26 protein-coding genes are annotated in these 26876 nt (G+C 68.9%); 9 read left to right on the top strand and 17 right to left on the bottom strand.

Going from position 1 to position 26876, the window contains the following annotated elements; all coding sequences use genetic code 11:
• Positions 1–8 precede the first annotated feature (8 nt).
• Positions 9–476 carry an SRPBCC family protein gene (locus tag F3087_RS00605; protein WP_150399784.1) on the bottom strand — a complete coding sequence of 156 codons (468 nt, stop codon included), beginning with the start codon at positions 474–476 and terminating at the stop codon, positions 9–11.
• An 87-nt stretch (positions 477–563) separates the two neighbouring features.
• Between F3087_RS00605 and F3087_RS00600 the strand changes: the two genes are divergently transcribed.
• Positions 564–3944 (top strand): AfsR/SARP family transcriptional regulator, encoded by a 3381-nt coding sequence (locus tag F3087_RS00600; protein WP_150399783.1) that lies wholly within the window; start codon positions 564–566, stop codon positions 3942–3944.
• Positions 3945–4015: 71 nt separating this feature from the next.
• Here F3087_RS00600 and F3087_RS00595 read toward each other — a convergent pair whose 3' ends face one another.
• The 5 genes from F3087_RS00595 to F3087_RS00575 all read right to left on the bottom strand — a co-directional run bounded on the left by F3087_RS00595 (position 4016) and on the right by F3087_RS00575 (position 8809).
• Positions 4016–4852, bottom strand: coding sequence for an ABC transporter permease (locus tag F3087_RS00595; protein ID WP_150399782.1), 837 nt, complete (start codon positions 4850–4852; stop codon positions 4016–4018).
• Entirely contained in the window at positions 4849–5835 is a 987-nt protein-coding gene (locus tag F3087_RS00590; protein WP_150399781.1) for an ATP-binding cassette domain-containing protein, read from the bottom strand. The genes F3087_RS00595 and F3087_RS00590 overlap by 4 nt, the downstream gene beginning before the upstream one ends.
• Before the next feature lie 67 nt (positions 5836–5902).
• Complete coding sequence (gene menE / locus F3087_RS00585) at positions 5903–7036, bottom strand: o-succinylbenzoate--CoA ligase (RefSeq protein ID WP_150400818.1); 1134 nt, start codon at positions 7034–7036, stop codon at positions 5903–5905.
• A 485-nt stretch (positions 7037–7521) separates the two neighbouring features.
• Entirely contained in the window at positions 7522–7914 is a 393-nt protein-coding gene (locus F3087_RS00580) for a VOC family protein (protein WP_150399780.1), read from the bottom strand.
• 1 nt (position 7915) lies between these two features.
• Positions 7916–8809 (bottom strand): 1,4-dihydroxy-2-naphthoyl-CoA synthase, encoded by an 894-nt coding sequence (locus tag F3087_RS00575; protein WP_150399779.1) that lies wholly within the window; start codon positions 8807–8809, stop codon positions 7916–7918.
• Between the two features lie 94 nt (positions 8810–8903).
• On the opposite strand from F3087_RS00575, the gene F3087_RS00570 reads away from it, so the two are divergent.
• The 3 genes from F3087_RS00570 to menD all read left to right on the top strand — a co-directional run bounded on the left by F3087_RS00570 (position 8904) and on the right by menD (position 11901).
• Entirely contained in the window at positions 8904–9560 is a 657-nt protein-coding gene (locus F3087_RS00570) for a PaaI family thioesterase (RefSeq protein WP_150399778.1), read from the top strand.
• A gap of 85 nt (positions 9561–9645) precedes the next feature.
• Positions 9646–10095, top strand: coding sequence for a DUF6918 family protein (locus tag F3087_RS00565; RefSeq protein WP_150400817.1), 450 nt, complete (start codon positions 9646–9648; stop codon positions 10093–10095).
• Between the two features lie 162 nt (positions 10096–10257).
• The gene (gene menD, locus F3087_RS00560) at positions 10258–11901 is read left to right on the top strand and encodes a 2-succinyl-5-enolpyruvyl-6-hydroxy-3-cyclohexene-1-carboxylic-acid synthase (RefSeq protein ID WP_150399777.1); all 1644 of its coding nucleotides are present in this window, start codon (positions 10258–10260) and stop codon (positions 11899–11901) included.
• An 18-nt stretch (positions 11902–11919) separates the two neighbouring features.
• Here menD and F3087_RS00555 read toward each other — a convergent pair whose 3' ends face one another.
• Together F3087_RS00555 and F3087_RS00550 are read right to left on the bottom strand one after the other, a co-directional pair.
• Positions 11920–12135, bottom strand: coding sequence for a hypothetical protein (locus F3087_RS00555; RefSeq protein ID WP_150399776.1), 216 nt, complete (start codon positions 12133–12135; stop codon positions 11920–11922).
• A 133-nt stretch (positions 12136–12268) separates the two neighbouring features.
• On the bottom strand, positions 12269–12505 hold the full coding sequence (locus tag F3087_RS00550; RefSeq protein WP_150399775.1) for a hypothetical protein: 237 nt from the start codon (positions 12503–12505) through the stop codon (positions 12269–12271).
• A gap of 206 nt (positions 12506–12711) precedes the next feature.
• Between F3087_RS00550 and F3087_RS00545 the strand changes: the two genes are divergently transcribed.
• A complete protein-coding gene (locus tag F3087_RS00545; protein ID WP_150399774.1) occupies positions 12712–13290 on the top strand; it encodes a TIGR03086 family metal-binding protein in 579 nt (192 codons plus the stop codon).
• 66 nt (positions 13291–13356) lie between these two features.
• Here the strand turns inward: F3087_RS00545 and F3087_RS00540 are convergent, their stop codons facing one another.
• Positions 13357–13989, bottom strand: coding sequence for a TetR-like C-terminal domain-containing protein (locus F3087_RS00540; protein ID WP_150399773.1), 633 nt, complete (start codon positions 13987–13989; stop codon positions 13357–13359).
• Positions 13990–14071: 82 nt separating this feature from the next.
• On the opposite strand from F3087_RS00540, the gene F3087_RS00535 reads away from it, so the two are divergent.
• A complete protein-coding gene (locus F3087_RS00535; RefSeq protein WP_150399772.1) occupies positions 14072–15106 on the top strand; it encodes an aldo/keto reductase in 1035 nt (344 codons plus the stop codon).
• Between the two features lie 20 nt (positions 15107–15126).
• Here F3087_RS00535 and F3087_RS00530 read toward each other — a convergent pair whose 3' ends face one another.
• From F3087_RS00530 to F3087_RS00515, 4 genes are all read right to left on the bottom strand, one after another.
• Complete coding sequence (locus F3087_RS00530; RefSeq protein ID WP_223884753.1) at positions 15127–19305, bottom strand: bifunctional nitrate reductase/sulfite reductase flavoprotein subunit alpha; 4179 nt, start codon at positions 19303–19305, stop codon at positions 15127–15129.
• Between the two features lie 113 nt (positions 19306–19418).
• Complete coding sequence (locus F3087_RS00525; protein ID WP_150399770.1) at positions 19419–20123, bottom strand: demethylmenaquinone methyltransferase; 705 nt, start codon at positions 20121–20123, stop codon at positions 19419–19421.
• An 86-nt stretch (positions 20124–20209) separates the two neighbouring features.
• Positions 20210–21349, bottom strand: a complete 1140-nt coding sequence (locus tag F3087_RS00520; protein ID WP_150399769.1) for a glycosyltransferase family 4 protein — start codon at positions 21347–21349, stop codon at positions 20210–20212.
• 92 nt (positions 21350–21441) lie between these two features.
• Positions 21442–21909, bottom strand: a complete 468-nt coding sequence (locus tag F3087_RS00515) for a MarR family winged helix-turn-helix transcriptional regulator (protein WP_223884752.1) — start codon at positions 21907–21909, stop codon at positions 21442–21444.
• Between the two features lie 57 nt (positions 21910–21966).
• On the opposite strand from F3087_RS00515, the gene F3087_RS00510 reads away from it, so the two are divergent.
• The gene (locus tag F3087_RS00510; protein WP_150399768.1) at positions 21967–22332 is read left to right on the top strand and encodes a cupin domain-containing protein; all 366 of its coding nucleotides are present in this window, start codon (positions 21967–21969) and stop codon (positions 22330–22332) included.
• Position 22333: 1 nt separating this feature from the next.
• On the opposite strand, the gene F3087_RS00505 is transcribed toward F3087_RS00510, so the two are convergent.
• Complete coding sequence (locus tag F3087_RS00505) at positions 22334–22786, bottom strand: DUF3592 domain-containing protein (RefSeq protein ID WP_150399767.1); 453 nt, start codon at positions 22784–22786, stop codon at positions 22334–22336.
• Between the two features lie 40 nt (positions 22787–22826).
• Between F3087_RS00505 and F3087_RS00500 the strand changes: the two genes are divergently transcribed.
• Positions 22827–23333 carry a DUF2505 domain-containing protein gene (locus F3087_RS00500; RefSeq protein WP_150399766.1) on the top strand — a complete coding sequence of 169 codons (507 nt, stop codon included), beginning with the start codon at positions 22827–22829 and terminating at the stop codon, positions 23331–23333.
• Between the two features lie 52 nt (positions 23334–23385).
• On the opposite strand, the gene F3087_RS00495 is transcribed toward F3087_RS00500, so the two are convergent.
• From F3087_RS00495 to F3087_RS00485, 3 genes are all read right to left on the bottom strand, one after another.
• A complete protein-coding gene (locus F3087_RS00495; RefSeq protein WP_150399765.1) occupies positions 23386–23820 on the bottom strand; it encodes a VOC family protein in 435 nt (144 codons plus the stop codon).
• A gap of 57 nt (positions 23821–23877) precedes the next feature.
• A complete protein-coding gene (locus tag F3087_RS00490) occupies positions 23878–24306 on the bottom strand; it encodes a helix-turn-helix transcriptional regulator (RefSeq protein ID WP_150399764.1) in 429 nt (142 codons plus the stop codon).
• A gap of 75 nt (positions 24307–24381) precedes the next feature.
• On the bottom strand, positions 24382–25647 hold the full coding sequence (locus F3087_RS00485) for a geranylgeranyl reductase family protein (protein ID WP_150399763.1): 1266 nt from the start codon (positions 25645–25647) through the stop codon (positions 24382–24384).
• A gap of 184 nt (positions 25648–25831) precedes the next feature.
• Between F3087_RS00485 and F3087_RS00480 the strand changes: the two genes are divergently transcribed.
• A complete protein-coding gene (locus F3087_RS00480) occupies positions 25832–26854 on the top strand; it encodes a polyprenyl synthetase family protein (RefSeq protein WP_150399762.1) in 1023 nt (340 codons plus the stop codon).
• The last annotated feature ends 22 nt before the right edge of the window (positions 26855–26876 follow it).

The following is a 26876-nucleotide window of genomic DNA, read 5'->3' as shown; positions in this document are numbered from 1 at the left end:
TCGGCCGCTCAGCGCCCGTCGGCCTCCGCGACCGCCTTCAACCGAGCCAGGCCCTTCTCGAAGTCCTTGCCGACCAGCTTGTCGGTCGGCAGGATCTTGGACAGCACCTTCATCAGGCCCTGCTGTTCCCCGGTCATCCGCCAGACCACCTCGGTGGCGCCGGACTCGGTCGGATTCAGCTCGAACAGCACCTGATTGGTGGCCTTCCACGGCTTCTCGAAGACCAGCTCGATGCCGATCTCGCGATCGGCGCTGGCGACGACCTCCATGCTGCCCGCACCGGCCTTACGGTTGCCGACCCAGGCGTATTTGGCGCCGATGCCGGCGTCCGGGCCCGTGTAGGTGCGCTGCAACTGCGGGTCGAGGTCCTCCCAGGGGGACCATTTCGTCCACTCGTGCAGGTTGTCGATCAACCCGTGGATACGCGACGGCTCGGCCGAGATCACGGCCTGCCGGACCACTTCGAACTCAGCCATGCGGACAGCGTAGGCGACCGACCACCGGAAATGGGGTAAAAAACCATGTCGGCTCGACCAGCCCTGCTCGCATACGATTACCGCGGGATGTTGTCGGAACAAGGCGGCCCGAACGGTCGCGGTCAAGTGGTGCGGGCGCCCGCAGGTGAACCGGTCGTGGTCGCCCTGCTGGGCGAGATCGCGCTGCGCCGAGACGGCGCGCTGACCGCGCTGCCCGGCGCCCGGTCCAGGCTACTGCTCGCCGCCTTGGCCCTGCATCCCGGCCGCAGCCGCAGCGCGCAGTCGCTGATCGATGACGTGTGGGGCGAGCAGCCGCCGCGTGCGCCGATGAACGCGCTGCACACCCAGGTGTCCCGGCTACGGTCCGCGCTGCCGGACGGCGCGCTGGAGATCGGCCCGGCCGGTTACCGCCTGACCCTGCCCGCCGAGCGGGTGGATCTGATGCTCGTCGCCGGCCTGGTCCGCCAAGCCCGCGAGTGCCAGACCGCCGGCGATAACGCGCACTGCCTGGACACGATCGCGCGGGCGCGGGCGCTGTGGCGCGGCGAGCCCGGCGCGGATCTGCCGCCGGGCGAAGTGGCCGACGCGCTGAACACGACGGCCACCGGCCTGCTCGCCGAACTGGACGCACTCGAACTCGCGGCCCGCGAGGCGACCGGCGACCTCGACGGCGCACTGCGGATCGCCCGATTCCAGGCCGGTTCGAACCCGCTGGACGAGCCCGCTCAGCACACCCTGATGCGGTTGCTCGCCCTGGCCGGGCGGCCCAACGAGGCGCTGGAGTCGTTCGCCGCCTTCCGATCTCGGCTGGCCGATCAGCTCGGCGCGGATCCCGGTCCGGCGCTGGTCGAGTTGAATACCGCGATCCTGCGCGGAGAACCGCTCGACCGGATGGCGGCTGCCGCGGCTGCGCAGGCCAGCGGTGCGGCCATCCCGGCCGGTCACGGCGACGCCGAAAGGCTCAGCGCGAAAACGGATTTCGCCCTGCCTGCGGCGATCGGGCTGCGCGCCGCGCCCAACGCGCTACTGGGCCGCGAGGGCGACCTGACCGCGCTCGACGAGCTGCTGCGCACCTCGCGGGTGGTCACGGTGCTCGGCCCCGGCGGGTCCGGCAAGACGCGGATCGCCAACGAGGTCGGTGCGCGGCTGGCCCGCACCCGCTCGGTGGTGCTGGTGGAGCTGGCATCGATCCGCGCGGAGGACAACGACATCGTCGTCGAGATCGAGGCCGCGATCAGCGCGGTGCTCGGCCTGAGCGACACGTCGTCGCTAGGGGCGGCGTCCGCTCTGCGCAATCGCGAGGTCGTGGCGGCCGGCCGGCAGCGCCTGCGCAACGCCGTCGCCTCGCGTCCGATGACGCTCGTCCTGGACAACTGTGAGCACCTGATCGACGCCGTCGCGGTCGTGGTCGCCGATCTGATCGGCGTTGCCGATCTGCTGACCGTGCTGACCACCAGCCGAGCGCCGCTGATGATCACCGCCGAGGCGGTATATCCGTTGCCGCCGTTGACCATCGACGCCGCGGGGTCGCCCGCGACTGAACTGTTCGCAACGCGGGCCAGATCGGTACGCCCCGGTGTCCGGCTCGATCCCGAGACCGTCGCTCAGCTGTGTCACACCCTCGACGGCTTGCCCTTGGCCATCGAACTCGCCGCCGCGCGGGTCCGGGTGATGAGCGTCGAGGAGATCAATCTGCGGTTGACGGATCGGTTCGCGCTGCTGCGCCACGGTGATCGTAGTTCGCCGGAACGGCACCGCACCCTGCACGCGGTGATCGACTGGAGCTGGAATCTGCTGGACGCCCCGCAGCAGGTGGCCTTGCGCCGATTGTGCCGATTCCCAGCGGGTTTCACGCTGTCCGCCGCCGAGGCGGTGGTCAGCGGGCCGGAGGTCACCGACGTCGCGGCGGCGGTCGACGGTCTGGTGAACCAGTCGCTGCTCACCCTGCTCGACGACGAGGTCCTCGGCACCCGCTACCGCATGCTGGAGACGGTGCGCGAATACGGCGACGAACAGCTGGCCGCCTGCCCGGCCGAGTCCGACCTGATGGCCGAGCGATTGATGTTGTGGGCCAAGAACTATTGCGGCGCCGCGGCGGCCCGCTACCTCACCGGTGATCAGGTGGAGCTGGCCCTGTCGGTGGCCACCGAGCTGGACAATCTGCTCGCGGCACTGCGCCATGCGCTCGAACGCCGCGACGCCGATACCGCGTACACGGTGTTCCCGGTGATCAGCATGCTGTGGGTGCTGCGCGGTTCACACCTGGAGGTGATCGCCTGGGCGCCCCGGATCGCCGAACTCCACCCGGCCGACACCGGACCGGACGCGCCACCCGGCGACCTGGTGTTGATGAGCTATCAGACAATGTTCATGCACCTGGTCTTCAGCCGGGCGGACCCGCGTGACCTCGCGCGGCTGCGCACCAGGGTTCGCCGATTGCTGCGCAGCAGAACCGATCTCAGCGAAGCCAACCGCTTCGTCGGCCATATCGTGCTGACCCGCTCCGACGGCCGGGGGCTCGCGCGCTACATCGCGCATTCGGTCCGGGCGAAGGATCCCGAAACCCGTTCCACCGCATTGCTGTTGCGGGCGAATATCAAGGAGAACCTCGGCGACGTGCGGGGTTCGACGGTGGACGCGGTGCACGCGCTGGACATTCTCGGCGGGGACAATGTCTGGAGTGTGGCCATGGTGTGCAGGCATCTCGGCCAGGTGTACGGCCAGATCGCCGAATACGAGCGAGCCGTCGTCCACTACCGCCGCGCACTCGGCATGCTGCAACGGCTGGGCGCCTACGAGGACACCGTCGAGACCCGGGCCATGCTGGTCGCGTCGCTGCTCGGTGCCGGGCGCCTGAGCGAGGCCCGCCGCGAATTGGCGCTCGCGTTCGAATCGTCGCACCTCGACGGCGTGGTGGGCGGGAAGAATCATCTGCTGGCCACGATCATGCAGAGTTCCGCCGAGGCCTCGCTCGCCGAGGGGGATATCGAGGGCGGGCTCGACCGCTACCAACGAGCCCTGGAGCTGTCCGGCTGGCCGGACGACGACGCGAACCCCGGGCCGAGCGGGCTGATGCTCGGTGCCGCCGTATTGTCCGCGCGCGTGCTGCACGATGCGTTGGATACCACCGACGACCTGGCCAAGAACCTGGTCGAGCTCGTGCTGCCGACGATGGCGCAGTTCCAGGATCTGCCGCAGGTCGGCGCCGTCGCCGCCACGGTCGGGCTGTATCTGATCGCTACCGGACAGCAGCTGGGCCGCGGCCTGGAGCTGTTCGCATTGGCGCCGAATGCCTTCTGCCGTCAGGACTTTCCGTCGATGCGCTGGTCTACCCAGGCCGAGGTGGTCGACCGGCGGCTCGGCGCAGGCCCGTTGGCCGAGGTCAGGGCGAAGGTGGGGCGGACGCGCCGGAGGGATTCGGTCGATCGGATCATGCAGATCCTGGGCGAGTTGCGCGACGAACTCTGACAGGCACACAGCAACGCCGGTCGACCCATCGGCCGACCGGCGTCGCGTTGTCCCTCATCGGTATTCGGTGCTCACGCCCGGCGCATGTACGCCTTCACCCCGAGCGGGGCGAAGACCGCGATCACCACGGCCGAACCGATCAACGACCAGGCCAGGTTGCTGCCGTAGATGTTGCTGTTCATCAGGTCCTGGGCCGCGTTCACCATGTAGTAGACCGGGTTCACGTGGTTCAGGCCCTGCAGCCAGCCCGGCATCTTGCTGACCGGGGCCAGCGCGCCGGACATGAAGGTCAGCGGGAACATGATCATCATCGAAATGCCCTGCACGCCAGAGGCACTCTTGCCGGTGACGCCGACCAGCGCCCAGATCCAGCTGACCGCGAACGAGCACACGATGATCACCAGTCCGGCGACCACGACGCCGGCGAAGCCGCCGCCGGGCCGGTAGCCGAGGCACAGGCCGACCACCACGGTGAGCACCGTGGCGATGGTGTAGCGCACCATGTCGGCGATCAGCGCGCCGGCCAGCGCCGAAATGCGGGCGATCGGCAGGGATTTGAACCGGTCGAAGACGCCCTTGTCCATGTCCTCGCGCAACTGGGTGCCGGTGACGACCGAGGTCAGGATCACCGTCTGCACCAGGATGCCGGGAATCAGGGTCGGCAGGTAGTCGTGCACGGACCCGCCGATCGATCCGCCGAAGATGAAGGCGAACAACGCGGTGAACAGGATCGGCTGCACGGTGACGTCGAACAGCTGCTCCGGGTTGTGCTTGATCTTCAGCAGGCCGCGGTAGGCCATGGTGAACGAGGTCTCGATCGACCTGCGCAGGCTGATGTGGTTGCTGACCTCGGGAATGTTGACGGGCGCGGCCCTGCGGGCGGGGGCGGGGGCGGTGATCGTGGTCATGCCGCGCTCCTTTCGGTGTCGGTGTCGTCGGCCGGGCGACCGGTGATGGTGAGGAAGACCTCGTCGAGACTCGGCTTGCTGACGGTGATCTCGTCGAGGCCGATCCGCCGCTCGCGCAGGCGAATCAGCAGGTCGGCGGTCAGGTCGGCATCCTGCAGCGGTGCGGTGAGCCGGCCGGCCTCGGGCGTGATCACGGCCTCGGCATCGAGGAACTCGCTGACGATGCGGCGGGCCTCGTCGAGCTGATCCCGGTCGACCAGGGTCAGGTGCAGCGAGGAGCCGCCGACCGAGGCCTTGAGTTCGTCGGCGGTGCCGTCGGCGATCACCTTGCCGTGGTCGATCACCGCGATCCGGTCGGCGAGCTGGTCGGCCTCGTCCAGGTACTGCGTGGTGAGCAGCACCGTGGCGCCCTCGCGGACCAGCCTGCGGATGGTCTCCCACATCTGGGCGCGGGTGCGCGGGTCCAGGCCGGTGGTCGGCTCGTCGAGGAACAGCAGCGGCGGGGTCGCGATCAGGCTGGCGGCCAGATCGAGCCGGCGCCGCATGCCGCCGGAGAAGTTCTTGAGCGGCTTGGTCGCCGCCTCGGTCAGGTCGAATTCCTCGAGCAGTTCGACCGACTTGCGCCGGGCGTCGGTGCGGCTGAGGCCGAGCAGGCGGGAGAACAGGATCAGGTTCTCGGTGGCGGACAGGTCCTCGTCGACCGAGGCGTACTGCCCGGTGACGCCGACCAGCGACCGCACGGCCGTCGGTTCGGCGACCACGTCGTGGCCGAAGATGCGGGCACTGCCGCCGTCCAGGCGAAGCAGGGTGGCGAGCATCTTGATGGTCGTGGTCTTGCCCGCGCCGTTCGGTCCGAGCACGCCGTACACCGAGCCTTGCGGCACCGCCAGGCTCACACCATCGACGGCGCGCTGTTCCCCGAACACCTTGACCAGCCCGTCCGCCTCTACGGCGAGTGCTGAAGTGGGTGTGAAAGAAGTCATGGGGATGACTGTGCGGCACGCTTCTTGCACGGTCCTTGCACGACGATGACGCCGTCGCCGACCGGCGTCAGTGCGTCGAATCGGCGAGCAGGTTCTCCCGGAGCTTGGTGCGGTCGGGCTTGCCCGGGCCGCGCATGGGGATCTCGTCGACCAGGGTGAGTTCGCGCGGGGCGGCGATCGAATCCAGTTCGGCGACTACGTGTTCGCGCAGTTCGTCGAGGGTGGGGGTGGCGCCGGGGGCGGGGACCACCACGACCGCGACGCGCTGGCCGAGGCGTTCGTCCGGCAGGCCGAGCACCACGCATTCGCGGATGGCCGGGTGGTTCATCAGCACGGCCTCGACGACCTGCGGGATCACCAGCAGACCGCCGGTCATGATGGCCTCGTCGAGCCGGCCGGTGATGCTGAGCCTGCCGTCGGTGAAGGTGCCGGCGTCCTCGGTGCGGAACCAGCCGGGCTCGGCGAAGGCGGGGTTGTCCGGTTGGCCGCGGTAGCCGGAGGCGATCATCGCGCCGCCGAGCAGCACCCGGCCGTCCTCGATGCGGATCTGCGTGCCGTCCAGCGGGATGCCGTCGTAGACGCAGCCGCCGCAGGTCTCGCTCATGCCGTAGGTGCGAACGACGTTGATACCGGCCGCTTTCGCGCGTTCGTAGACCGGCAGCGGGGTGGCCGCACCGCCGACCAGGACGCCGTCCAGCTGGGCCAGCGCCGCCGCGGCGACGGGCGCGTCGAGCGCCTTGATCAGCTGGGTCGGCACCAGCGCGGTGTAGCGCCGCTCGCCGCGCATGCCGGAGACCGCGCCGGCCAGCGCCTCGGGCAGGAAGCCGCCGGAGACGTCGAGGATGGTGGGCTGGGTGCCGGCCAGGATGCTGCGCAGCAGCACCTGAATGCCCGCGATGTGGTGCGTCGGCAGGGCGAGCAGCCAGCTGCCCGGTCCGCCGAGCCGGTCGTGGGTGGCGGTGCCGCTGGCCCGCAGCGCGGCGGCGCTCAGCATCGCGCCCTTGGGCACGCCGGTGGTGCCGGAGGTGGTCACCACGAGGGCGACGTCGTCATCGATGGTCTCGCCGGGGGCGAGGGCGTCGCTGAGGCGCCGGGCCTCGCGCCGGTCGCTGGTCGGGATCGGCAGCCACGCGGGGCCGTTGCCCTCCAGCGCTTCGCGCAGGTGCGGAAGTACCTCGCCGGCACCGGAACCGGTCGGCATAGGCAACGTACGAAGAGTGCGACTCACGACTCCACCTCGCTGGCGCTCGGTTCCGTCGTTCCTCGGGACGCTGTGCCCTTGGTTCGCTCGCTGCGCTCCCTCACGATCTCACCCCGGTGCCGACCCCCGCCACTCGCGGAACAGTCACGACTCCACCTCGCCGTTCGGCCCCATCGTTCCCAGAGGCGCTGTGCCTACGGCTCGCCCACTGCGCTTGCTCACGGTAGCGATCGTGTCATGGCCGCGTCGCCGAACGCGGAACGGGTGGTCGGTTTGCTGGGGTGGCGCGAGACAGGTACGGCCACCCCCGGGAAATGGGGCTCAGGTACGCCAGGCATCGAGACTGCGATTCACTCGTCGGACGGGTTACGCACGGTGGCCGGGCCGGACATCGGCGGTCGGGGGCCATCCGAGCGCTATCGTCCTCGCCGTGGCCGCCCTTGGCAACTCGGCTCCGCCGCCCGGTTGCCGGGGCGAAGCCGATGTCAGTCTTTCGACCTGCGGGTATCGCGCCGGATCGGGTGATCCGACGGCACCTCGACGACCACGATCGGCACCCCGTCCGGGTCGCGAACCCACATTTCGATCAGTCCCCACGGCTCCTGCACCGGCGTCCGATCGATGCGGATGCCCTGCAAGGCGAGCTCCGCCGCCGCGTCCGCGACGTCGCGGACCTGGAGCCAGATGGCGCCGTCGAACGTGGACGGCGTGCCCGATCCGCCGTGCGCGGCGACCTCGATCAGCGACTGTCCAGCGAAGAAAACGGTGCCGCCCGGATACTCCCGCGCGATGGCCAAGCCGAGCCCGTCGCGATAGAAACCGAGCGTCCGCTCGTAGTCGGCCGGGCGCAGAATGATCCGGCTGCTGAGAATGTCCATGTCAGAAATACCAGGGGTAGGGGGTCCAGTCGGGCTTGCGCTTCTCCAGGAACGAATCCCGGCCCTCGACGGCCTCGTCGGTCATGTAGGCCATCCGGGTCGCCTCGCCGGCGAAGAGCTGCTGGCCGACCAGTCCGTCGTCGAGCAGGTTGAACGCGTACTTCAACATGCGTTGGGCCTGTGGGGATTTGCCGTTGATGTCGGCGGTCCATTCCAGCGCGACGTTTTCCAGTTCGGCGTGATCGACGACTTTGTTCACCGCGCCCATCTGGTGCATCTCCTCGGCGGTGTACGGGCGGCCGAGGAAGAAGATCTCGCGGGCGAACTTCTGGCCCACCATCTTCGCCAGGTAGGCGCTGCCGTAGCCGCCGTCGAAGCTGCCCACGTCGGCGTCGGTCTGCTTGAACCGGGCGTGCTCGCGGCTGGCCAGGGTGAGGTCGCAGACCACGTGCAGGCTGTGCCCGCCGCCCGCGGCCCAGCCGTTCACCAGCGCGATGACCACCTTGGGCATGAACCGGATCAGCCGCTGCACCTCGAGGATGTGCAGCCGGCCCGCGCGGGCCTGGTCGACGGTGTCCGCGGTGTCACCGCTGGCGTACTGGTAGCCGTTGCGGCCGCGGATGCGCTGGTCGCCGCCGGAGCAGAAGGCCCAGCCGCCGTCCTTCTCGCTCGGGCCGTTGCCGGTGATGAGCACCGCGCCGACGTCCGAGGTCATCCGTGCGTGGTCCAGGGCCCGATAGAGTTCGTCGACCGTATGCGGGCGAAACGCATTGCGCACCTCGGGACGATCGAAAGCGACACGGACCGTGCCCTGTTCGATGTGCCGGTGGTAGGTGATGTCGGTCAGGTTCTCGAACCCGGGGACGGGTCGCCACAACTTCGGATTGAACGTCACCCCAGTGATTATTGCCCTCGGCTCTGACTCGGCTCGAGCTGCGTGCGGAAACGTTGCCACTTGACGGTGTAAAATAACGCGTTACCGTGCATATATGAGTGATCGAGTGAAACCGGTTATCGACCGCAGTGCGGTGGACGAGTCCCGGTATGAACGGCACGGGGGCTTTCCTAAGGCGTCCCGCGCGAAGATCGGACCGAACTTCGGGCCGTTCGTCGAGGCGATGCGGACCCTGCAAGATCTCGCGGTCTCCGTGGACGCGCCGGACGAGGTCTTCGGCGCCGCGCTCGCTCAGGCCGAACAACTCATCGCGCTGCTCGAGCCGCACCGCGCACCCGAACTCCAGGGCCCGGCCGGGCGCGCGGTCGAATTGCCCGGCCGCGGAAGCCTTCTGCTGCCGCCGTGGCAACTGGCCGAGGCGGGTCCGGACGGCATCCGGATGACCGGCGAGTTCCGCCGATACCACCTCGGCGGCAACGGCGCGGTGCACGGCGGCGTGCTGCCGCTGCTGTTCGACGAACTGCTCGGCATGATCGTGCACTACGCCGGCCGGCCGATCAGCCGCACCGCGTTCCTGCATGTGAACTACCGCAAGATCACTCCGCTGGAAACGCCGCTGACGGTGCGCGGTCGTGTCGATCGGATCGAGGGGCGCAAGACCTTCATCACCGGCGAATTGCTCGATGAGCAGGGCAATCTGCTCGCAGATTGTGAAGGATTGATGGTGCAATTGCTGCCCTGGCAGCCTTGAGCCGGTGAGTGCCGCGACCAGTCGCGCGGGGATGCGTATAGTTGCGCCTGCTCGTTCATCGAAACCTATTCCGGAGGACCTGAAAGTGGTTGCAGCACTGTCTGAATCCCTGCTCGACGACGCCAAGCGCCCGGCTTTCCTTGCCGATGCCGTCGAGGTTCTTGATGCCGAGGTCTCGGACAAGGGTGGTGCGTCCGGCCTGGCAGTGAAGGGTGGCTACGCGGCGGTCAAGAAGATCAGCCCGTCGATCGTGCCCGACGGCCTGGAGTCGTTGGCGCCCAAACTCGTTGCGCAGCTGGACCCGTTCTGGCAGGAATTCACCGCAGCGGGAGCGTCGGGCAAGTTCGGCGATCTGCTGGTCGCCAAGTCCGACCAGGTCGCCGAGGCACTCCTGTCGGTCACCGACGCCCGCGCCGAAGCCTCCACCCGGCCGGCGCTGAAGAAGGTCTACTCGTCGATGCGTTCGTCGGCGAAGAAGAATGTCATCGAGGCGCTGCCGCGCGTCGGCGACCTGATTCAGAAGCACGCCAACTGAATTAAATCTCGTGCACGTCGAACGCGTCGCACATCGACCGGCCGCCCGCGGCCGGGCTTTCCGATGTGCGGCGCGTTCTGCTATCCGGCCGGCCCGGTTCGACCCGCCCGGTGTGAGCAGGGCGACGAAGACGTGGGGCCCACTGTCTGAGAGGCTGGAGACGTGAACCCGTCTACAGCACAAGCGCAGGTCGTGGTGGACGAACTCGCGCGCGGCGGGGTGCGGGATGTCGTCCTGTGCCCCGGCTCGCGCAACGCCCCGCTGGCCTTCGCGCTGCAGGCCGCCGACGCCGCAGGGCGGATCCGGCTGCACATGCGCATCGACGAACGGACCGCGGGCTTCCTCGCCATCGGTTTGTCGGTGGCCAGCCGCCTGCCGGTGCCCGTCGTGATGACCTCGGGTACCGCGGTGGCCAATCTCGGCCCGGCCGTGCTGGAGGCCAACTACGCCCGCATTCCGCTGGTCGTGCTCAGCGCCAACCGGCCGTACGAGATGCTCGGTTCCGGCGCCAATCAGACGGTGGAACAGCTCGGGCTGTTCGGCAGCCAGGTCCGCGCCACCATCAGCCTCGGGCTGGCCGAGGAAGAAGCCGTGACCGCCGACTGCGCGGCCTACGGGCAGCAGAACAGCCAGTGGCGCTCGGCCGTGTGCCGGGTCCTCGCGGCGGCCCGCGGCACCCGTTCCGGCAACGCGGGTCCGGTGCACTTCGACATCCCGCTGCGCGAACCGCTGGTGCCCAACCTCGCGCCCGGCGAGTTCACCCCGGACGGCCGCACGGACGATCAGGCGTGGACCAAGACCCAGTACGCCACGCTGGACGTGCCGCTCGATCTCGATCTCACCCCCGACACTGTCGTGATCTCCGGGCACGGCGCCGGGCTGCGGCCGGAACTGGCCGACCTGCCCACGGTCGCCGAACCCACCGCGCCCATGCACGGCCCCGCGCTGCATCCGCTCGCGCTGCCGCTGCTGCGGCCGCGCCAGGCGATCATCACCGGGCGGCCGACGCTGCACCGTCAGGTGTCCAAAGTTCTTGCCGATCCGGCGGTTCGGGTCTACGCGCTCACCACCGGGCCGCGCTGGCCCGATGTCTCCGGCAATGTGCTCGGCACCGGAACCCGTGCTGTCACCTCGGGCGCTCCGCGTCCGGAGTGGCTGGCGTACTGCCGGGAGCTGAACGCGAAGGCGCAGCAGGTGGTGCGCGAGGAGCTCGACGCGCACCCGAAGCCGACCGGGCTGCACGTGGCCGCGGTCGTGATGAACGCGCTGCGCGACGGCGACCAGTTGCTGCTCGGCGCGTCCAATCCGGTGCGGGACGCGGCCCTGGTGTCGCATCCGCGGCCGGGCATCCGGGTGCTGTCCAACCGCGGGGTCGCGGGGATCGACGGCACGGTGTCCACCGCGGTCGGGGCCGCGCTGCGGCACGAGGGCCGGACCGTCGCGCTGATCGGCGACCTGACCTTCCTGCACGACGCGTCCGGGCTGCTGATCGGTCCCGGCGAGCCGCGGCCCGCCGACCTGACCATCGTGGTCGCCAATGACGACGGGGGCGGCATCTTCGAGCTGCTCGAGCAGGGCGATCCGCAGTACGCGGGCGTCTTCGAGCGGGTCTTCGGCACGCCGCACGGGATGGATCTGGCCGCGTTGTGCGCGGCCTATCGGATTCCGCACAAGCAGGTCGATCCCGCGCAGCTGGCGGTCGAGCTGGGCGGCAACGCGCACGGGACGCGGGTACTCGAGGTGGCTACCGAGCGATCCAGCCTGCGCGAGTTGCACGCGACGGTGCGGGCGAAGATCGCGCCCTGACAAGATCTTTCGCTGAGTTCAGGCGTGGTCCGCTTCGTCGTCGAAGGGGACCGTGATCGATTGTTCGATCACGTCTGCCGCGTCGGCGTTCCAGGTTTCGGCTATTTCCGGGTCGTCCTGGTCTGATCGATCGTCCGCGTACTCGGTGTCGCTCGGGTAGGCGGGGATCGACTGCTCGGCGAGGTCGGCTTCCGGAACCGCGTACAGGTCGTCGGACGTGCTGCGATCGGTCATTGTGCGCTCCTCTCGGCAGTGGGCCTCGGTCGAGGGCGTACCCCGCGGCGGCACGCCGTAATCAAGGCGGACAAAGGTCCAGCACGTCGAGCATGCGCCTCGTGTGATGCGTGAGCAACCCGGTGGCGTCGAATTACTCGCCGGCGCGCGCTCCGTTTCCGTCGGCCGGGAATTCGACCAGCGCCAGTGTGCGGCCGGCCATGAACCGCGCGGTCCGCACAGGTGTCCCGGTTCGGGTCACCTCGGTTACTTCCACGACTCCGCGCGCGATGCGCACTTCGACTCGCCGCCCGGCTCGGGTAGCGACCACTTCGTAATTGCGAGACCCGTCGCCGAAGTCGACGACGATCTCCACTCGATCACCCTTCATCTACCAATTGTCCTCTTTTCCAGCGCTTTTCGCTGTCACGAGTTGGTCGCGGTGCGGTCGCGCGGGCGGCGTCGGACGGCCGTGGCAGGCCGGTGAATTCGCTCGGCGGAGCGCGCGCGGGGAGCGCCGAGATTCGCACCGATGAATCCCGCTGCACCGCGCCGTCAGTACAACCAGAGACGTCCAGCGTGCCCTCAGGAGAACCGATGAATCAGGATTTCGATTTCGAACCGGCCGCCACCGCACTCGAGACGGTGGTCTGCCGCATCGCCGACGATCAGCTCGACGCGCAGTCGCCGTGCGCCGACACCACGGTGCGTGATCTGCTCGCGCATGTCGTGGACCTGACCGAGGCGTTCCGGCAGGCCGCGACCAAGGAGGCGGTCGGCGGGTCGGTCGCGCCGTCCATCGGGGCGGAACGCGCGCTGGCCGGCGATTGGCGCACACGCATTCCGGCGCAGCTGAAGGCCCTCGTCGGCGCCTGGCGCGAGCCGAGCGCGTGGGACGGCGTGACCGAGGCGGGCGGGGTCAGTGAGGCGGCGCCGGTGATGGCCAGGATCGCGTTGGACGAACTGGTGGTGCACGGATGGGACCTGGCCAAGGCGACCGGGCAGCCGTTCAGCGCGACCGCGGATGATCTCGCCACGCTGCTCGACATGCTCAACGGTGTTCCGCCCGAGGGCACTCCGGGGCTCTTCGGTCCGGTGGTTCCGGTTCCGGCCGAGGCGTCCGCGCTCGACCGCGTGCTCGCGTTCACCGGTCGCAGCGCCGACTGGACCGCGTAGGCGCAACGGCCGCACGCCTTTTGATCGGGCGCACCCGGAATCGCCTGCGAATCCCGGTGCGGGACATCAGGAGGCGTGCGTCGATTCCGCTGTGGCGAACGTACCTGCGGTGACGGCATCGACGGCGGCGCGGGCGGCCGAGATCGCGGCGTGGTCATCGATCGGATCGCCGCTGGCCAGCAGGCGGTAGTACAGCGGGGCGGACACCGCCGACAGCACGGCGCGCGCATCGGTGCCCGCCGGCGCTTCGCCGCGTTCGATGGCGCGGTCGACGCAGGGCGACCATTCGGTGAGCCGGACATCGTAGAACCGGCGTAGCGCGGCGGCGGCCGACTCGTCGCAGGTGGCGGCGGCGATGACGGCCTGAAAGAGCTTGCCCTGCCGCGGATCCGTCAGCGTCTTCGCGACCAGGCGGGCATTGGCGGTGAGATCGCCGAGCAGCGATCCGGTGTCGGCATGCGCCACCGATTGCTCGGCCATGTCGACCAGTAGATCGGTGACCAAGCCGGTCGGAGTGCGCCAGCGGCGGTAGACGGTGGTCTTGCCGACCTCGGCGGCGGCGGCGACCTCGGCGAGATCCAGATGAGCGAAGCCGCGCTCGGCGAGCAGATCCCCGGCCACTTGCAACACGGCCTCGCGGACGCGCGCCGTGCGTCCACCTGGGCGGACCGAGCCGGGAGCGGCGTCGTCTTCAGTCATAATGGGTCTCCAGTTTCATTTAGCGCCGAGAGGGTGTACCGTTCGACGAGTTAACGGAACTATAGACCCTTTAGGAGTCAAGATGGACTACCGGCGGCTCGGCGCATCAGGTCTGCTCGTCCCGGCCCTCAGCTTCGGCGCGGGCACGTTCGGCGGACGGGGAGAACTGTTCAGCGCCTGGGGCGACACCGATGCCGAGCAGGCCCGGCGGTTGGTCGACATCAGCCTGGAGGCGGGTGTCACGATGTTCGACACCGCCGACGTCTACTCCGACGGCGCCTCCGAGGAGGTGCTCGGTGCGGCCATCAAGGGCCGGCGCGATCAGCTGCTCATCTCCACCAAGGCCTCGCTGCCCACCGGTCCCGGCCCGTCACAGTCCGGTTCCGGGCGGGCCCGGCTGATCGGCGCGGTCGAGGCCTCGCTGCGCCGGCTCGGCACCGACTACCTCGATCTGTTCCAGCTGCACGCCTTCGACGCGGGCACCCCCGTCGAGGAAGTCGTTGCCGCACTGGACGATCTGGTCCGGGCGGGCAAGATCCGCTACCTCGGCGCCTCCAACTTCGCCGGCTGGCAGCTGATGAAATCCCTTGCCGCGGCGGACAAGCACGGCCTGACCCGCTACGTCGCCCACCAGGTGTACTACTCCCTGGTCGGCCGCGACTACGAATGGGAACTCATGCCGCTCGGCCAGGACCAGGGGGTCGGCGCCGTCGTCTGGAGCCCCCTCGGCTGGGGCCGCCTCACCGGCAAAATCCGTCGCGGCCAACCCATTCCCGCCGGTAGCCGCCTGCACCGAACCGCCGAAGCCGGCCCCCCGGTCGACGACGAAAAGCTCTACGACGTAGTCGACGTCCTCGACGACCTGGCCGCCGAAACCGGCAAAACCGTCCCCCAAATCGCCCTCAACTGGCTCCTGCGCCGCCCCACCGTCTCCACCGTCATAGTCGGCGCCCGCAACGAGGCCCAACTCCGCCAAAACCTAGGCGCCATCGGCTGGGAACTAACCACCGACCAAATAGCCCGCCTGGACAAAGCCGGCACCACCACCCCGCCCTACCCCTACTACCCGTACCACCGCCTCCCCGACTTCGCCCGCCTCAACCCCCCTGCGGTGTAGCGGAAATCGTCCAGGACTGGTCAGTAGACGTCGCGGACGTAGCGTTTTTGGGTGATGAGTTGTTTGCGGAAGGCGAGGGCGCCGGGTTCGTCCAGGTTGCCGTGGACTCGGGCGATGCGGAGGAGGGCGTCGTCTACGTCCTTGGCCATTCTGGTTGCGTCGCCGCAGATGTAGAGGTGGGCGCCGTCGGCCAGCCAGGACCAGAGTTCGGCGCCGTGCTCGATCATGCGGTGCTGCACGTAGATTCGTTCGCGTTGGTCGCGGGAGAAGGCCAGGTCCAGGCGGGTGAGGAAGCCGGAGCGGAACATGTCTTCGAGTTCGGTGCGGTAGTAGAAGTTCCGGGCGGCGTGCTGTTCGCCGAAGAACAGCCAGTTGCGGCCGGTGCAGCCGAGTTCCCGGCGTTCCTGGAGGAAGCCGCGGAACGGGGCGATGCCGGTGCCGGGGCCGACCATGATCATCGGTGCGGCCGGGTCGGCGGGCGGGCGGAAGTGCGGGGCGCGTTGCAGGAAGATCGGCACGGAGCCGGGATCGGTGCCCGCTCGGTCGGCCAGGAAAGTCGAGCAGACCCCGCCGCGCCGGGCGGCCGAGCCGGTGGCGGCGGGATCGCCGTAGCGCACGATGCCGACGGTCAGCTGCACCTCGTCGGGGCTGACCAGCGGGCTGGACGAGATCGAATACTGGCGCGGTTGCAGCTTTTTCAGTGTGCCCAGCCAGTCCACCAGATCGGCGCGCACCGGGAAGTCGCGCAGCACGTCGACGGCCTGCCGGTCCCACAGGTAGTTGTCGAGCTCGTTGCGATTGTTCTGCCGCAACAGCTTCGCCAGCCGGATGTTCGAATTGCGTTCCGCGATAAAGGTGAGCAGGTCGTTGCTCACCTTGCTGATGTCGTAGTGCGTGCGCAGCGCCTCGCCCAGCGACAGTTCCCGATCGTCGACCTCGATGATCCGGCGGCCGTCGAGGCCGGTGGTGGCGAGCCATTCGTCCACCAGCACCGCGTCGTTGGTGGGCCAGACGCCGAGCGAATCGCCGACCTCGTAATCGGCTTCCACGCCGCGCAGATCGAAACCGAACTGCCGCACCTCTTTCGCGGATCCGTCGAGGGTGAGCGATTCGTTGCGCACCAGGGGCGCGGGCACCGGCGCCTGCCGGGTGAACGGCGCGATCTCCCGTCGGATCCGCCCCGGCGCGGGAGCGGCGGCCCGGGTGAGCCCCGCCGTCATGGTGGTGCCGCGGGTACGAGCCGTCCGGTCCGGCGGCACCGGCTGCGGATCATCGTCCGGCGCAACACCTTCCATCGACTCGCCGAGCACGCCCACGATCGAGTCGAGCCAGCGCTCGGCGGGCTCCTGGAAATCGGGTTCGCTGTCGACCCGCGCAAGCAGCCGCGTCGCACCGTATTCGGCGAACTTCTCGTCCAATTTGCGCCCGTGCCCGCAGAAGTCGTCGTAGGAGGAGTCGCCGAGCGCGAACACCGCGTAGCGCACGCCGGTGAGCTGAATCGCGCTGCCGTCGAGCCGGTTCCAGAAGTCGGTGCCGTTGTCCGGCGGCCCGCCGTCGCCGAACGTGCTGCTGATCACCAGCACGTCCCCGGCCAGCGCGTCCACCGCACACGAATCCATGTCGAGCAGCCGTGGCGCGAAACCACATTCGGCCAGCCGCGCGCCGACCGTCGCGGCGAGTTCCTCCGCGGACCCGGTCTGCGACGCCCACAGCACGGTCACCGGATGCGCGGGCGCGGCATCGGGAGCAGTGGCGGCGCGGGAATACATGCCCGCAAGCACCCCATCGATCCACAACCTGCTCTGCGCCGACATCGGCGCGGCGGCAGGCAGCACCGGCAGCCCGGTCACCGGAATCGCCTGTAGCGCCGCGAGATACCCGCTGAGGTAGATCCGCTCGGCCTCGGTGAGCATCGGCGTCGCGGCCGCGTCCAACCCGAACGCGGCGGCCAGCGGATGCGCGGCCGCCATCGAAGGCGTCGGCACGGCAGGCGATTCCGGCGCCTCGGGCTCCGGCACCGCCACCCGGCGCAACGACACCGCGCACGCCTTGAACTCCGGCTGCAACGACGCGGGATCGACCGCGTCGTTGGTGACCGCGTTGATCGTCAGATACTCACCGTGCTCGTCGTTCCAATGGAACGGCGCGAAGCAATCACCCGGCCGCACCCGATCGCTGATCCGCACCGGCAGCACAGCCCGCCCACGCCGCGAGGCGATTTCGAGCTGATCACCCGCGCGCATCCCGAGCCGCTCGGCGTCGGCCGGATGCACCTCGACGAACGGCTGCCCGTTCAACTTGTTCAGCTTGCCGATCTTGCCGGTCTTGGTCATGGTGTGCCATTGATGTTGCAACCGGCCGGTATTGAGCAGAAACGGAAAGTCGTCGTCGGGCATTTCGGCCGGCGGCAGATGCGGACGCGGCCAGAACACGGCCCGCCGGCTGGGCGTGGCGAACGCCAGCCGCGGCTGCTGCCCGTCCGCGTCGACGTGCAGGTGCTGGCTGACCCCGTCGTTGACGTACCGAATCGGATTGCGCGAGCGCGTACCGTCCGGGCAGGGCCACTGCATCGGCCCGTCGCGCAATCGCTCGAAATCCATGCCGCGCAGGTCATATCCGGTGGCCGGATTGGCGAACTGCTTGATCTCGGCGAAAACCTCGGCGCTGGAGGCGAATTCGAACCCGGCGAAACCCATCGCCGTCGCGACCTGAGCGATCAGCTGCCAATCCGGACGGGCAGCACCGACCGGATCGACCGAACGCTGCAACAGGGTGACGTTGCGCTCCGAATTCACCATCACCGCATCGGCTTCGGCCCACAGCGTGGCGGGCAACAGCAGATCGGCATAGGCATTCGTAGCGGTCTCGGTGTAGGCGTCCTGGGCGATCACCAGCTCGGCCGCCTCCAACCCGTCCAGCACCGTCTTGCGATTGGCCACGGTGGCAACGGGATTCGTGCAGATGATCCACGCGGCCTTGATCTTGCTCGCGGCCAGTCCGCGAAACATCTCGACGGTGCCCGGCCCCACCTCGGCCCGCACGGTCCCGGGCTGCAGCCCCCACGCGGTCTCGACGAACGTGCGATCGGCGGGGGAGAGCACGCTGCGCTGGCCGGGCAGTCCGGGCCCCATGTAGCCCATTTCCCGCCCGCCCATCGCATTCGGCTGCCCGGTGAGCGAGAACGGCCCGCTGCCTGGCCGGCTGATCGCGCCGGTGGCCAGGTGCAGATTGCAGATCGCGTTGGTGTTCCAGGTGCCGTGCGTGGACTGGTTGAGCCCCATCGTCCACAGCGACATCCACTCGCCCGCCTCGCCGATCCACTGTGCGGCCGTACGGATATCGGCCTCGGCGAGCCCGGTGATCGCGGCGACCCGCGCGGGCGGATAGTCGCCGAGGAACTCGGCCATCCCGTCCCAGCCCTCGGTGTGCTCGGCGATGAAATCCCGGTCTATGTCACCGTTTTCGACGAGCAGATGCAGCAGGCCGTTCAACAGCGCGAGATCGGTGCCGGGTGCGATTTGCAGGAACAGGTCGGCCCGCGTCGCGGTGCCGGTGCGCCGCGGGTCGACGACGATCAGTTTCGCGCCGGCCTTGAGCCGATCGGCCATGCGCAAGTACAGGATCGGGTGGCAGTCGGCCATATTCGCGCCGATCACGAAGAACAGGTCGGCGTGCTCGAAGTCGTCGTAGGAGCCGGGCGGTCCGTCCGCGCCGAGCGACTGCTTGTACCCGGTGCCCGCGCTCGCCATGCACAGCCGCGAGTTGGCCTCGATGTGCACGGTCCGCAGATAACCCTTGGCCAGCTTGGTGGCCAGATATTGCGCCTCGAGCGACATCTGCCCGGAGACATACAACGCGATCGCGTCGGGTCCGTGCTCGTCCAGGATCGCGCGCAACCGGTCGGCCGCCTCGCGCACCGCGTCGTCGACCGGCACCGGCACGGGTTCCTGACCGCGCTCGGGCCGCCGGTACGCGGTCTCCATCCGGCCGGGCGTGCGCATCAGCTCCAGGTGGGTGGCGCCCTTGGTGCACAGCCTGCCCGCGTTCGCCGGGTGCAGCTTGTCCCCGCTGACCTTGGCGATGGCCGGCGCTCCGTCGGCGCCCGCGCGGGTCTGCACCGTGATGCCGCAACCGACGCCACAGTACGAGCATGCCGTCCGCGCGGTGCCGACCGCGGTTTTCGTGCCTGCGTCCACCATGCTCCCGATCATGGCCATCGCCGATTGCGGCGGCTTTACCGCGCGTTATCGACAGGTGACAATGACCCTCACCAGCGGAAAAGCTGTCGGTGAGGTGTGATGCAGATCGCTGCTCAGCCGAGCTTGTACGCCCGATGTAGCGCGACGATCCCGCCGGTGAGATTACGCCACTTCACCGCGGACCACCCGGTGTCGGCGATCCGCAGCGCCAGTTGGCGCTGATTCGGCCAGGCCCGAATCGATTCGGCGAGATAGACATACGCGTCCGGATTGCTGCTGACCGCGCGCGCCACCTTCGGCAGCGCCTTCATCAGGTATTCCATGTACACCGTGCGGAAACCCGGCACGATCGGCGTGGAGAACTCGGCGATGACCAGCCGGCCGCCCGGCTTGGTGACGCGCAGCATCTCGCGCAGCGCGGCGTCGGGATCGGCGACATTGCGCAGGCCGTAGGAGATGGTCACCGCGTCGAACGATTCGTCGACGAACGGCAGCGCCATCGCATCGGCCGCCACCATCGGCACCTTGCGGTGCTTACCGGCCGCGAGCATGCCCTGGGAGAAGTCGGCGGCCAGGCACCAGGCACCCGACTTCGCCAGGTCGGCCGTGGACACCCCGGTGCCTGCGGCGAGGTCGAGCACGCGTTCGCCCGGCCGTGGCGCGAGCGCCTTGCGCACCGCCCAGCGCCAGTAGCGATCCTGACCACCGGAGATCACCGTGTTGGTCAGGTCGTACCGACGTGCGACACCGTCGAACATGGTCGCGACCTCGTGCGGCTGCTTATCCAACGAAGCCCTGGTCGTTTCTGTTTTCGCCACGCCTGACCCTAACGCTCGCGGTACGCCGTGCCGAGGCTGGTCCGGGGAATTCTCGGTCACATCGAAGCGCGGGCAGGCCGCGTCCTTTATGCCGTATGGGGTAACCGCATTCGGGTACCGGTCACGTCCGCGTAGTGCCCCATCAGCTCGGTGCAGATCGCCGGCCAGGTGCGGTGCAGCACCGATTTGCGTGCGGCACCGGCGAATCGGGCGCGCAGTACCGGATCGTGCAGTGCGGCAACGGCACTCGGCAGCAGTTCGGAGAACCGGTCGACCGGGAGCAGATATCCGTTGCGACAGTGCGCGATCAGGTCGCGCGGGCCGCCCGCGTCGGGCCCGATCACCGGGATGCCGGAGGCGAGCGCCTCTTGCACCCCCTGACAGAAGGTTTCGTGCTCGCCCGCGTGCACCATCACGTCCAGGCTGGCGTACGCCTCGGCCAGGGTGTCGCCGCCGAGCTCGCCGGTGAAGACCGCGCTCGGCATCATGCGCGCGAGCCGATCCCGTTCCGGCCCGTCGCCGACGATCACCAGCTGGATGTCCGGGTCGCCGTCGAGCACCGCGAGCCGCTCGACGTGCTTCTCCGGCGCGAGCCGACCGACGAAGCCGACCACCAGCTTGTCCTCGGCCCGCCAGGCGTCGCGCAGTTCGGTGCGGCGCGCGGCCGGGTTGAACCGGGCGATGTCCACCCCACGACCCCAGCGGTGTACGCGTGGAATACCGTGCTGGGCCAGGTCTTCCGCGGCGGCGGTGGACGGCGCGAGCGTCCTGGTCGCGCCCTCGTGGATGCGCCGGGTCCAGGCCCAGGCGGCCCGGCTGGCCAGCGCGAGCCCGTAACTCTTGGCGAACCCGGCGACATCGGTCTGATAGATCGCCACCGTCGGCAGATCCAGCCGCATCGCCGCCCCGAGGCCACCCGCCCCGAGCAGGAACGGTGAGGCCAGATGCACCACGTCCGCGTCGAAGTTCTCGATCGCCGCGACGATCCCCGGCTGCGGCAACCCCACCGGCAGCGAACTGATCTTCGGCACCATCACCGCGGGCACCCGGTGCACCCGGAAACGCTCGTGCCAGCGCGCGGCCGGCGGCAGTCCCCGCGGGGTGTCCGGCGCGATGATCAACGCGTCGTGGCCGTGCCGGTCCAGGTGTTCGACCACCCGCAGCACGGAGTTGACGACGCCGTTCATATTCGGCAGAAACGACTCCGCAACGATCGCTACACGCACCCCCTCAGGGTGACGCCCGCAGCGCGCCGGGTCGCCACACAAGCGTGAAGGACACCTAAAGATCGAGCGAACTCCTCGGGCCGGACGGCGTTTCACATGCCGAACGCGTGGAAGCGCGGATCGGCCACGCCCTCCTCGGTGGCGATCGCGCCGAGCAGGGTGCGCAGCACCGCGACGGACTCGGCGCCGTGCGCACGGATCAGTCGTTGTTCGTAGCGGCGATGGAACTTCTTCGCGGTGTCGAGCAGCGCATTGCCGCGCTCGGTCGGATACAGCAGCTTGGCCCGTCGATCGTTCGGGTCGTCGCGCCGTTCGAGGTAGCCGCGCCGCTGCATGTCGTCGACGATCTGGGCCGCGCCCTGCTTGGTGATCTCCAGGCGTTCGGCCAGCTCGCTGATGTTCATCGGCCGGTGCGCCAGCGAGCGCAGCACGTACCCGTCGGAGCGCCCGGTATCGGCGAAACCCTGCGCCGACACGGTTTCTCGAAGCTCACGCACGAATTGCTGATAGCCCAAGCCGAGCAGGATGCCGAAATCCAGGGCTTGCGAGGGTGCCGTCATACCGCCATGATAGACAAGCAAACTTGAACAAGCTTACTTGTCTATTTGGGAGTGCACATGCTCGTCATCAAAGCCGCCGACGCACCGCGTTTCGAGGTGCCCGGCGCGCAGTTCACCGCCATGGCTTCGCCGAGCAGGGGCTCGGCCGAGGTCTGTACCTGGCGGCTCACCGTCGCGCCACGGCATCAGCCGGACGGGGCGCACGTGCTCGATCGTGACGAAGTCTTCATGGTGGTCGCCGGGAAACTCGACGTCAGCGGTCAGATTCTGGAGTCGGGGGATGTCGTGGTCGTGCCGGCCGGCAGCCCGATCGCGGTCGGCAATCCCGGCGACGAACCCGCCGAGGCGTTCATCGCGATCGCGGCGGGCTTCGAGGCGGTCATGCCCGACGGCAGCCGGATGTCCCCGCCGTGGGCGCAGTAGCTCAGCTCGATTTCGGCCTGCGCCGGCTGAGCCGGGCCAGCAGGTACAGGGTCGGCAGCGCGACCAGCCACACCACGACGATCACCGACAACGCGGGTGGAATGGCAACGCGCACATCGCGTCCCTCCACCCGCACCAGATCGGGATCCGCGCGGTTGTATTCGACCCGGATGCGCTCGCCCGCGGTGAGATTGGTCGGGTACAGCACGCCGACCTTCGGATTGTGCGTCTCCCCGTCCGGGGTCACGTACATGACCGCCGAGCGCAGCCGCCCGGCGGAGAGCACCTCGGCGCTGGTCACGCCCTTGTCCGAGCTGATCAGGTAGTCGTTGCGCCAGGCGGCGAAGACCAGCAGCACGACCAGCACACTGATCACTGTCGCAGCCGTGAGCACGCCGATTCTGGCCCGCCGCAGGCGGATAGACCGCCGATCAGACTGCGTGGTTTCCAACACCGCAACAAGCCTACTGACCGTCTCGGATACGGTGTCGCGCATGTCCCGAAAATTCAGCTTCACCGTGCCTTATGCCGTCCCGGTCGAAGATCTTCACCGGGCACTTACCGACGACAAGGTCTGGCAGGCGCGTTTCGCCGACGCCGAGACCGCAACCCTGGATCTTTCGCACCCCGAGGGCGAAGGCACCATCCGCATCCATATGACCGAAAAGGCCTCGGAAGACAAGATTCCCAGCGTGGTGAGCAAGGTGCTCAAGAGCCAGCTCACGCTCGCCCGCACGGACAACTGGCAGGCCCTGGTCGGCGAGGTCGCCAAGGGCACCTTCGAGGGCGAGACCACCGGCATCGGCACCGAGATGTCGGGCACCTACGAGATGCGCTCGACCGCGGAGGGCTCCGAGATCGAGGTGGTCGGCACCGTGCAGGTCAAGGTGCCGGTGGTCGGCGGCGCCATCGAGCCGCTGGCCGAGCAGCTGCATCACCGGGTGCTCAACAGCGAGCGCACGTTCGTCGAGGAGTGGGTCGCCGCGCAGGCGACTGCCTGATCCCCGTCCCGCCCCGTCGTTCCGGTATCCGCCGGAACGACGGGGGCCTCGGCTAGGCGAAATCCGCGGGGGAGTATTCCTTCTGCTCCACCAGCACCAGCCAGTTCCCGGAGTTGTCCCGGATGATCGCCTCGGTGCCGTAGGGCCGTTCCGCGGGCGGCTGAATGAATTCCACGCCCTTCGCGGTGAGCTCCTCGAAGGTCTTCTGGCAGTTCTCCGTGCGCAGGCCGAGCGCGCCGTGCGTGCCGTTGGCGAGCGCGCGGCGGATGGCGTCGGCCAGGTTGTCGTCCAGCGGCGGGCCGGGCACCATCAGCGTCACCTCGAGCTCGGGGTGGTCCGGGTGCGCGACGGTCAGCCAGCGGAACCCGTTGTCGCCCATGATGTCGGAGACCTCGACGAACCCCAGCTTGTCCAGGTACCACTGCTTCGATTCGTCCTGGTCGGTGACGTACACGGTGACCAGGGAGACGTTCGTGATCGATGTCATGCGACCAGGCTATGGGCGGTTGCCGCCGGGTGGCTTCTCCGAAATTGCGGGATCCGATCAGCCGTCCCGCTTGCGATCGCTGAGTCCGTGCATGAACACGTAACACCCCGGAATGCGCGGCGCCCCATCGGCGAATTTGGCCTGATACTCCGACGGCGTGACGCCGACCAACTGCCGGAATTTACTGCTGAACGAGCCGAGACTGCTGTAGCCGACCAGCACGCACACCTCGGTGACCGTGACATTGGACGAGCGCAGCAGATCCTGCGCCCGCTCGATCCGCCGTTCGGCCAGATACGCGGCCGGCGTCAGCCCGTAGACCGCGGCGAACGCGCGCAGGAAGTGATACTTGGAAACGCCTGCGGCAGTGGCCAATTCATCGAGACGCAGCGGATCGGCATAGCGTCGATCCGCGAGATCCCGCGCCCGCCGCAGATGCGGCAGCAAGTACAACGCGGGCAATCCACCTGCTGGTTGTCCGCCCATGGCGATCACCTGTTCCTCGCGCGGGCAAGGGCCTCAGCGTACCGCTCGAGCGCAGGAAACCGCAGGTCCGAGCCCTCAGGCGAAGGGTGCGAGCTGGTCTGCGCGCATCGACACCCGCCCGGCCGCCCGCCAGGCGCGCGCGGTCAGGTCGACGTCCTCGTCGGTGACCAGATTCCCCATCACCCGAACCGCCGTGCGCTGTAAGTACTTCGACCGCATCACCGGCGGCCCGCCGATCGGCACCATCCGCGGATGGGTGGCCAGCCCGGCGATCCGCCGCGCCACCGAGAAGGTGCGGCCGTACTTCGCCCGCAACAGCTCGGGCCAGATGCGCGAGAGGTCCGGCTCGTCCAGGAGCCCGGCCAGCATGTGCCCGCCCTCCAGGCCGTAGTCGATGCCCTCGCCGTTCAACGGATTCACGCAGCCCGCGGCATCGCCGACCAGCACCCAGTTGCGCCCGGCCACGTTCGACACCGCGCCGCCCATCGGCAATAGCGCCGAGGCCACCGCGCGCAGCGAACCCTCGAACTCCCACTCGTCGAACCGCTGCTTCGTGTAGTGCTCCAGCAGCGGCTTCAGCGCGATGTGTGACGGGCGCTGCTCGGTGGCCAGCGAGCCGACCCCGATATTGACCTCGCCGTTGCCCAGCGGGAACACCCAGCCGTAGCCGGGGACCAGCTCGCCGTCGGCGTCGCGCAGCTCCAGATGCGAGGTGATCCACTGATCGTCGCTGCGGCCGGACTTGATGTAGGCGCGCGCGGCCGTGCCGTACGCGTACCGCCGATGCCAGGTGCGGCCGAGCAGCCGGCCGATCGGCGAGCGCACCCCGTCGGCGACGATCAGCGTCGCGCACTCGATGGTGTGGTTTCCGCTCGCTGTCCGCACGATCACACCGGTGATCCGGTCGCCGTCGCGGGTGACATCGACCACCTTGGCGCCGTCGATCATCCGCGCGCCGGACTTCATCGCGGTCTCGCGCAGCTTGTCGTCGAGTTCGGTTCGCGGGACGGCACTTCCATAGGTCGGGAAGGAACCGGCGGGCCACGGCAACAGCGCCTCCCGGCCGAAGCCGGTCATCCGCAGGCCGTGATTGACCGTGTGCGCGCGCAGCCACTCGCCGAGACCGAGGTGTTCCAGCTCGGCCGTCGCGCGCGGGGTCAGCCCATCGCCGCAGGTCTTGTCCCTGGGGAAGACGGCGGAGTCGAGCAGCGCCACATCGCGGCCCGCCCGCGCGGCCCAGGCCGCGGACGCCGAACCGGCCGGGCCCGCGCCGACGACCAGCACCTCGGCCCTGGCGGGCAGCGCGTCCCCGCCCGCGGGGGTGACATCCGGTGAACCCATGCGCTCAATACTTGCAGGGCAATCTTGTTCGTGTCGACGGCGGGCGACGTGGGCGCGCCGAGGCACGCGGGCGATGGTGTGCAAAAGTGTCTGATACACCGCATAGTGATGGTGTTCATGGGCCATCGGCTGGGGACACGCTAGGTTCTCTATCGTGGGGTCGGACGGATCGGTGGGAGAAGAAATGAGCACATCGGCTGTGAAGGACGAGAGCACGGTGGTGGCCGGGGTCGACCTCGTCGACACCGAACTCGCGGCGACCGTGCGCAACGGCCTGGAAGAGGTCGAGAAGCTCCTGGTCACCGAGCTGTCCGACGGCGAGGAATTCCTGCAGGAGGCGGCGCTGCACCTGGCCAAGGCCGGCGGCAAGCGGTTCCGTCCGCTGTTCACCATTCTCACCGGCCAGCTCGGCCCGAACCCGACCGATCCCGCGTTGATCACCGCTGGCACCGTGGTCGAGCTCGTGCACCTGGCGACGCTGTATCACGACGACGTGATGGACGAGGCGACCATGCGCCGCGGCGCCCCGAGCGTGAATTCGCGCTGGGGCAACAACATCGCGATCCTGGCCGGGGACTACCTGTTCGCGCACGCCTCCCGGCTCACCTCGACCCTCGGCCCGGACGCCGTGCGGATCATCGCCGAAACCTTCGCCGAGCTGGTCACCGGCCAGATGCGCGAGACCATGGGCGCGCGCGAATCCCAGGACCCGGTCGAGCACTACCTGCGCGTGGTCTGGGAGAAGACCGGCTCGCTGATCGCCGCGTCCGGCCGCTTCGGCGGCACCTTCTCCGGCGCGGACACCGAGCACGTCGAGCGGCTGGCCCGGCTCGGCGACGCGGTCGGCACCGCCTTCCAGATCTCCGACGACATCATCGACATCTCCTCGGCGGCCGAGCAGTCCGGCAAGACGCCCGGCACCGACCTGCGCGAGGGCGTGCACACGCTGCCGGTGCTCTACGCGCTGCGCGAGGACGGCGCCGAGGGCGACCGCCTGCGCAAACTGCTCGCGCACCCGCTGCAGACCGACGCGGAGGTGGACGAGGCCCTGGACCTGCTCGCCCGTTCCCGCGGCATGGTGCTGGCCAAGGAGAAGCTGCAGGGCTACGCCGACATCGCCTACGCCGAGCTGTCGAAGCTGCCCGCGGGCCCGGCCAACGACGCCCTCGAACACCTGGTTCGCTACACGATCGAGCGTGTCGGCTGAGTTGAGCAGGAACTTTGGTTCG

Source organism: Nocardia colli (assembly GCF_008704205.1).
GTDB classification, from domain to species: domain Bacteria; phylum Actinomycetota; class Actinomycetes; order Mycobacteriales; family Mycobacteriaceae; genus Nocardia; species Nocardia colli.
The sequence above is the reverse complement of the archived record's forward strand: the minus strand, read 5'-3'. Positions and strand labels throughout refer to the sequence as shown.

Coding starts and splice junctions, on each gene's coding strand:
- F3087_RS00540 (WP_150399773.1), bottom strand. CDS start 13,989: ATGACTGAAGACGACGCCGCTCCCGGCTCGGTCCGCCCAGGTGGACGC.
- F3087_RS00555 (WP_150399776.1), bottom strand. CDS start 12,135: ATGACCGATCGCAGCACGTCCGACGACCTGTACGCGGTTCCGGAAGCC.
- F3087_RS00480 (WP_150399762.1), top strand. CDS start 25,832: ATGAGCACATCGGCTGTGAAGGACGAGAGCACGGTGGTGGCCGGGGTC.
- F3087_RS00545 (WP_150399774.1), top strand. CDS start 12,712: ATGAATCAGGATTTCGATTTCGAACCGGCCGCCACCGCACTCGAGACG.
- F3087_RS00485 (WP_150399763.1), bottom strand. CDS start 25,647: ATGGGTTCACCGGATGTCACCCCCGCGGGCGGGGACGCGCTGCCCGCC.
- F3087_RS00495 (WP_150399765.1), bottom strand. CDS start 23,820: ATGACATCGATCACGAACGTCTCCCTGGTCACCGTGTACGTCACCGAC.
- F3087_RS00490 (WP_150399764.1), bottom strand. CDS start 24,306: ATGGGCGGACAACCAGCAGGTGGATTGCCCGCGTTGTACTTGCTGCCG.
- F3087_RS00580 (WP_150399780.1), bottom strand. CDS start 7,914: ATGGACATTCTCAGCAGCCGGATCATTCTGCGCCCGGCCGACTACGAG.
- F3087_RS00510 (WP_150399768.1), top strand. CDS start 21,967: ATGCTCGTCATCAAAGCCGCCGACGCACCGCGTTTCGAGGTGCCCGGC.
- F3087_RS00570 (WP_150399778.1), top strand. CDS start 8,904: ATGAGTGATCGAGTGAAACCGGTTATCGACCGCAGTGCGGTGGACGAG.
- F3087_RS00550 (WP_150399775.1), bottom strand. CDS start 12,505: ATGAAGGGTGATCGAGTGGAGATCGTCGTCGACTTCGGCGACGGGTCT.
- F3087_RS00530 (WP_223884753.1), bottom strand. CDS start 19,305: ATGGTGGACGCAGGCACGAAAACCGCGGTCGGCACCGCGCGGACGGCA.
- F3087_RS00590 (WP_150399781.1), bottom strand. CDS start 5,835: ATGACTTCTTTCACACCCACTTCAGCACTCGCCGTAGAGGCGGACGGG.
- F3087_RS00535 (WP_150399772.1), top strand. CDS start 14,072: ATGGACTACCGGCGGCTCGGCGCATCAGGTCTGCTCGTCCCGGCCCTC.
- F3087_RS00500 (WP_150399766.1), top strand. CDS start 22,827: ATGTCCCGAAAATTCAGCTTCACCGTGCCTTATGCCGTCCCGGTCGAA.
- F3087_RS00515 (WP_223884752.1), bottom strand. CDS start 21,909: ATGACGGCACCCTCGCAAGCCCTGGATTTCGGCATCCTGCTCGGCTTG.
- F3087_RS00600 (WP_150399783.1), top strand. CDS start 564: ATGTTGTCGGAACAAGGCGGCCCGAACGGTCGCGGTCAAGTGGTGCGG.
- menE (WP_150400818.1), bottom strand. CDS start 7,036: ATGCCGACCGGTTCCGGTGCCGGCGAGGTACTTCCGCACCTGCGCGAA.
- F3087_RS00605 (WP_150399784.1), bottom strand. CDS start 476: ATGGCTGAGTTCGAAGTGGTCCGGCAGGCCGTGATCTCGGCCGAGCCG.
- F3087_RS00595 (WP_150399782.1), bottom strand. CDS start 4,852: ATGACCACGATCACCGCCCCCGCCCCCGCCCGCAGGGCCGCGCCCGTC.